Source organism: Actinoalloteichus spitiensis RMV-1378 (assembly GCF_000239155.1).
Taxonomy (GTDB): Bacteria; Actinomycetota; Actinomycetes; order Mycobacteriales; family Pseudonocardiaceae; genus Actinoalloteichus_B; species Actinoalloteichus_B spitiensis.
Genome location: NZ_AGVX02000516.1, coordinates 1 through 4,495, shown reverse-complemented (window position 1 = coordinate 4,495; position 4,495 = coordinate 1). Strand labels below are relative to the sequence as shown.

The following is a 4,495-nucleotide window of genomic DNA, read 5'->3' as shown; positions in this document are numbered from 1 at the left end:
GGCTGACGCGGTCAGCCGCCGTCGCTGGGCGGCCCGAACGCCGGCGCGCGGAGCGCGGACGTCGTCGGTCAGCCGACGTGGCCGTCGATCCACCCGGCGAGGGCGGTCACGTTCCCGTAGATGGACGGCCCGGTCGCGCAGACCGGGCTGTTGTTGCCGGAGCGGCTGGTGGCGCCGACCAGCTCCCAGCCGGAGCCGGTGGACCTGATCTGCGGCCCGCCGGAGTCGCCGTAGCAGGCACCGGCGTTCCCGCCCGGGTTGTCGGTGCACAGTTCGGTGGCCGGGACCGTGTCGCGGCAGGAGGACGCGGGCACGATCTGGGTGTCCAGCTGCTGCAGGGTGACTGGTGGCCCGCACTGCCCGGCCGGGCACGCGTCGCCCCATCCGAGCAGCCTGGTCGGGGTTCCGGGGCCACCGGCGCTCGTCGCGATGGGGATCGGTTCCTGGGCCACCGGGCTGGCGAGCCGCACGAGCGCGATGTCGTACCCGAGCTGCTGGTCGTGACGGGTGGATGACGAACTGGCTCGTGCCGACGAGGGTGCCCCCGGTGGTGCGGTCGACGCTGCCGACGCGGGCGCGCACACCCGAGGGTGAGTTGGCCGTCAGGCAGTGCGCGGCGGTCACCACCCAGTCCTCGCGGATCAGCGAGCCGCCGCAGAAGTGGCTTCCGCTCGTGCCCTGGAGGGAGACCATGAACGGGTAGGTCTCGGTGGCGTCCTCACCGCCGACGATCAGCGGGCGCACCGTCGAGTCCTCGGGCTCGGTGCTCGCCGTGGCGACGGCGGTCGACCCGAGGAAGGCCGCGGCGGCGGTGACCATCGCGGCGAGCGCTCTGCGCAGCGTCCTGCGTTGTCCTTTCCGGCAGGGGAGAAGGGAACAACCTGACGCTAGGCGCGCCGTCGACGTGCGGTAAGGGGCCGAAACCCGCAACCGGGCTGCGCCGTTCCGACGTCCGCACCGGCCAACACCGGGCCAGGCCCGCCGCTGGGCCGGCGGCCGGTGATCACGGCAACGGGGGAGGGGGGAGGAGCTCGGCGACGTTGCTGTCGAAGTCCACCGAGGAGAACGCCCGCAGTTTCGCCAGCCGGTGGTAGCCCTCGATCATCCGCACCGTGCCCGACTTGGACCGCATCACGATGGAGTGGGTGGTGCAGCCGCCGGCCCGGTAGCGGACGCCGCGCAGCAGGTCGCCGTCGGTGACCCCGGTGGCGCAGAAGAAGGCGTTGTCGCCCGCCACCAGGTCCTCGGTCTCCAGGACGCGGGAGAGGTCATGGCCGTCGCCGGTGGCCCGTTCCCGTTCGGCGTCGTCCTTCGGCCACAACCTGCCCTGGATGGCTCCGCCCAGGCACTTGAGCGCGCAGGCGGCGATGATGCCCTCCGGGGTTCCGCCGATGCCGAGCAGCATGTCGATGCCGGTGTCGGGGCGGGCGGCGGCGATGGCACCGGCCACGTCACCGTCGGAGATGAAGTAGACGCGGGCCCCCGCCGCGCGGACCTCCTCCACGATCTTCTGGTGCCGGGGCCGGTCGAGCACGCAGACCGTCACGTCCGAGACGTGGATCTGCTTCGCGCGCGCCACCCGGCGGATGTTCTCCGCGACGGGCGCGGTGATGTCCACCACGGCGGCGGCCTCGGGGCCGACCGCGAGCTTCTCCATGTAGAAGACGGCGGACGGGTCGAACATCGCGCCGCGTTCGGCGACCGCGAGGACGGCCAGGGCGTTGGGCATCCCCTTGCTCATCAGGGTGGTGCCGTCGATCGGGTCGACGGCCACGTCGCAGTGCGGGCCGTCCCCGTTCCCGACGTGCTCCCCGTTGTAGAGCATCGGGGCCTCGTCCTTCTCGCCCTCCCCGATCACCACGACGCCGCGCATCGAGACGGTGCCGATCAGGGTGCGCATGGCGTCCACTGCCGCCTGGTCGCCGCCGTTCTTGTCGCCCCGGCCGACCCAGCGGCCACTGGCCATCGCCGCCGCCTCGGTCACACGAACGAGTTCCATGGCGAGGTTGCGGTCCGGTGTGGCCCCGGATCGAGCCTGGTTCTCGGCACCCTCCGTGCCCGGCGTGGCGGCTGGTGGTGTGCTCATGGCGTCTCCTGACGATCGGCGCCGGTAGGCGCGCATACCCAGCGTGGTCGATGGTGGCAGAACCGGCGGGGTCCGGCATCGACGAGCCGGCGGTTGATCGAACAAGGTGGCGGCGACCACAACCAGGATGGTGCGCGGGTCGCCGCCGGGCACGCCGGCTAACCGGATCAGCTCCGCGCGGGCTCGGGTTCCGGGCGCGTCCTGATCGGCTGCCGAGGGCGGGCGACCAGCAGCTTGCTCAACGGGCTGCGCAGCAGGACCTCGACCACCACCAGGGTGATGGCGAAGGTGGCCAGCACCAACAGGGAACTCCGGACCAGGGTGGAGTTCGGGAAGGTCTCGAACAGCCAGCTGCCGAAGCCGAGGCGGTGCAGCACGTCGATGAGGATCGGGTGCGCGGCGTACACGCCGAACGCCCGGACGGCTCCCAGGTCGACGGCCCGGCCGACCAGGCCGCTGCCGTCGCCCCTGCGCTCGTTCCACGCGGAGGCCACCAGGTAGAGCGCGATGATGGACACGACCGCCCAGGCCAGCATGGACGGGTGCTGGGCGGAGGCGGCGAGGTGCGGAGCGACGCCCTGCCCGCTCCGGTAGAGGTACACGCCGGTGCTGATGGCGAGGCCGACCAGGATCACCGGCAGCATCAGCACCCAGTTGCGCGTCACCCAGGCGTGCGCCCGGTCGAAGTGCACGGCGGCCAGCGCCCCCATCGCCGCGAACAGCACGTACATCGGGAACAGCTTCCAGACGTGCTGGTGCAGCAGCACCAGCGCCGGGTGCTGCGGCCCGGGGAGCACCGTCACCCACAGCATGGCGGCGAGCTGGATCGCGATCGCCCCGCACAGCAATTTGCCGTGGTGACCGGTGGTCTTCCTCACGAGCCAGCGGAGGACGGGGAACAGCAGGTAGATCTGCATGGAGATCAACAGGAAGTACAGGTGGTACTTCGCGTCGCCCTTGACGATCTGGAGGACGGTGTCGTAGGCCACCGCCTGCCAGCCGGGCCAGGGGTCCGCGCTGCGGACGAGGGGTTCCCAGACGGAGTAGATCACCGACCAGAGCAGGTAAGGCAGCACCACGAGTCCGAAGCGGCGGCGCCAGAAGGTGGTGGCCTTCGTGTCCCGGTGGTAGTAGCCGAGGAACAGGACGAAGACCGTGATGAACACGAACCCGTAGCGGGTGTAGTGCATCAACATCGAGAGCCCGGCCATCTGCCGGTCGATGTCGGGGCCGTAGTTGATGGTGCCCACCGCGTGCACCATGACGACGCAGGAGAACAGAACGACCCGCATGAAGTCGATGCTGTAGTTCCGCCGACGCCCGTCCTTGCCGGTCGGAGCCGCCGGCTTGGCTAAGGGGGCTGCCTCCGAGGGCGTGGTTGCACTCACCGAAGAGTCCTTCCCGATCTCAGGCTGATGACGGCGAAAGCGCGTTCGGAACGTCCCGCGCGCCAGACACGAATAGTGAGGAACCCGGTCCCGCTATTCGACCCTATTGAGTGAAAGTAGCTGCTGGACGAGGGGAGCGCGAAAGCGGGCTTCCCGGAAGCTGGCCGAAACCCTCACTCTGAAGACGGAGACCGACAGGGTGTGGTTGCCTGCGTCGAGGTCAGGGTGCCGCCGGGCGCGCCCCGGTGGGGCGGCCCCCGCTCGGCCGGCTGACCGGTGATGACCTGGGCGCACCTCCGCCCCTCGGCCACCCGGGCTGTTCGGCGCGCCAGCACGGCTTGCGAGGATGGCCGCGTGGCCGAGAACTCCCCCGACCCCAGAACGGGCCCGCCGGCCCCCAGGAGCAGGGCGCAGCAGTCCACCCGTGACCTGCTGCTCTCGATGCTGCCCCTGCTGCTGGTCCTGTTGGCCCTGACGGGCCTGGTCGGCATGTGCAGCTTCAGCCCCGGTGGACCGAGCGTCGATCCCGAGGTGGGTGCCCGGGCTGACCCGGAGGGCGACCTCAGGCGCGCGGTCAGCACGGTCGACCTCGCCGTGCGCGAACCCGACCTGACCGAGGAGTGGCGGGTGAACAACGTGCGGGTCAGCCAGCTCGGCGGTCGGGGAACGGCGGCCACCGCCCTCCGCGTCGGCTACCTGACCCCCGACGGCCGCTACCTCCGGCTGTCGCAGTCCGACGCCGAGGAAGCGGACCTCGTCGCCTTCGAGACGGGCGTGGACCCGGCGGGGCTCGGCACCGTTGAGGCCGGCGGGCTCACCTGGGTCCGCTACGCCGGCCAGCGTGACGAGGAGGCGTGGACCACCGAACTCGACGGCCAGCGCCTGCTGCTCACCGGCAGCGCCGACGAGCCGGAGTTCCGGGAACTCGCCGAGGCGACCGTGGCCGGTGACCTGGTGGAGCCGGGCGCCGGAACCGACACCGGCGGCGGCTGAGCGTTCGCACCGGCGGCACCGGTCGCCC

At 71.4% G+C, this 4,495-nt stretch carries 4 protein-coding genes and 1 pseudogene; 2 read left to right on the top strand and 3 right to left on the bottom strand.

The window, feature by feature from the left end:
- Positions 1-68: 68 nt before the first annotated feature.
- A pseudogene (locus ACTIDRAF_RS30150) lies at positions 69-693 on the bottom strand (S1 family peptidase).
- 16 nt (positions 694-709) lie between these two features.
- Between ACTIDRAF_RS30150 and ACTIDRAF_RS35110 the strand changes: the two are divergent.
- Positions 710-913, top strand: a complete 204-nt coding sequence (locus tag ACTIDRAF_RS35110; protein ID WP_016700628.1) for a hypothetical protein — start codon at positions 710-712, stop codon at positions 911-913.
- 90 nt (positions 914-1,003) lie between these two features.
- Here ACTIDRAF_RS35110 and glpX read toward each other — a convergent pair whose 3' ends face one another.
- Positions 1,004-2,086, bottom strand: coding sequence for a class II fructose-bisphosphatase (glpX, locus tag ACTIDRAF_RS0220675; protein WP_016700627.1), 1,083 nt, complete (start codon positions 2,084-2,086; stop codon positions 1,004-1,006).
- Between the two features lie 167 nt (positions 2,087-2,253).
- A complete protein-coding gene (locus tag ACTIDRAF_RS30145) occupies positions 2,254-3,474 on the bottom strand; it encodes an acyltransferase (protein WP_157163172.1) in 1,221 nt (406 codons plus the stop codon).
- Between the two features lie 354 nt (positions 3,475-3,828).
- Between ACTIDRAF_RS30145 and ACTIDRAF_RS30140 the strand changes: the two genes are divergently transcribed.
- Positions 3,829-4,467 (top strand): DUF4245 domain-containing protein, encoded by a 639-nt coding sequence (locus ACTIDRAF_RS30140; RefSeq protein ID WP_016700625.1) that lies wholly within the window; start codon positions 3,829-3,831, stop codon positions 4,465-4,467.
- The last annotated feature ends 28 nt before the right edge of the window (positions 4,468-4,495 follow it).